The 1,358-nt window shown below is 75.0% G+C and carries 2 protein-coding genes; both read left to right on the forward strand.

Features of this window, described 5'->3' with window-relative positions; all coding sequences use genetic code 11:
- The coding region (locus AWZ10_RS12415; protein WP_482258099.1) for an aromatic-ring hydroxylase C-terminal domain-containing protein at nucleotides 1-575 on the forward strand (575 nt) is incomplete at its 5' end.
- 265 nt (nucleotides 576-840) lie between these two features.
- Nucleotides 841-1,341: a hypothetical protein gene (locus AWZ10_RS12420; RefSeq protein ID WP_060891089.1), complete on the forward strand. Its 501-nt coding sequence runs from the start codon at nucleotides 841-843 to the stop codon at nucleotides 1,339-1,341.
- Nucleotides 1,342-1,358: the final 17 nt, after the last annotated feature.

Below are 1,358 nucleotides of genomic sequence, written 5' to 3' on the forward strand. Positions count from 1 at the left end.
CACAAAGCCACCCCGGCTTCGCCCCGGCCCCCGGCGTAGGCGGTGGCGGCGGCCCGCAGCGCGGCATCCTCAACGTGGCCCTCGGCTACCGCTACCCGCAGGGTGCCGTCCTCGGCATCGACCCCGCGACCGCGGTCGTCCCGGAACGCCTCGACCTGTCCGGCGAACCCGGCAGCAGGGCACCCCACATGGCGGTACGGCATCGGGGTGAATGCGTCTCCACCCTGGACCTCTACGAACGCTCGCTGGTCCTGCTCAGCGACGCCGACGCCGACGCCGGCGCCGACTCCGGTGCGGACGCGGTCGCCGACGGACCCGGCAACTGGCACGAGGCCGCCCTCCGCCTCGCCGAGACGATGTCCGTACCCCTCGCCTCGTACCGCTTCGGCACGGGACCCGATGCCGAGCTGACGCCCGAGGGCGACAGGGACTGGGCGGCGGCCCACGGCACGGCGCCCTCGGGTGCCGTGCTCGTCCGGCCCGACGGGTTCGTGGCGTGGCGGTCGCCGGGGGCGGTCCCGGACGCCGAGTCCGCACTCCGCGACGTCCTGACCATGCTGCTGGGGACGGTCTGACCCTCGCCGCACCCCAGCCGGCCGGCTCCGGGAGACTCCGGGGCCGGCCGGCTGCGTCATGCGGCCGCATCGCCTCGGCATCGCGTCCGCACCACCTCCGCGTCGCGTCCGCCGTGAACTCGTGTGCCGGGCCGGGCGGGTTCACCCGAGTGATCGTCTTGAGTGGTGACGGGGACACGGTGGGCTGACGGTGGATCACGTCGGGGGCGGGTCAATCCAGCTGACGGAGCGTCGGCTGCCCGCCCGTCGGCGGAAGGATCGTCAGATGCGCTCTGCTCGCATGCTCATGGCCACCGCGGCGGCTGCGGCCGTCCTCACGCTCGGCGCGCCCGGCGTCGCGTACGCGTCCGGGGGCTGGGACACCACGGACTCCTCCTCCAGCGAGGAGCCCGGCAAGGACGGCCACGAGGCGCCGCGCGGTGACATGCACACGGGTGGCGGCGCGCCGACCACCGTGACCGACAACGGCTGGAGCAAGCCGGACTCGGAGACCACCAAGGACGGCGAGCAGGGCACGGCGTCCGGCACCGCGCAGCAGGACACCGGCTCCGGCACCGCGGCGAAGCAGGACGAGAACTCCTGGAGCGGGCAGCAGGGCGGGGAGTCCTGGAGCGGCAAGCCCGAGAAGCCCAGCGGTGGGGTGCACACCGGTGGCGGCGGTCTCGCCTCGCCGACCGTGACCGCCGGCGGGCTCGCCGTCCTGGCCGTCGCCGCGACCGGTCTGTACGCGGCGCGCCGCAAGAAGACGGCGGGAAGCGCGGCCTGACCGTGCCCGGCGCGACA

The sequence above is a fragment of the Streptomyces europaeiscabiei genome, assembly GCF_001550375.1.
GTDB classification, from domain to species: domain Bacteria; phylum Actinomycetota; class Actinomycetes; order Streptomycetales; family Streptomycetaceae; genus Streptomyces; species Streptomyces europaeiscabiei.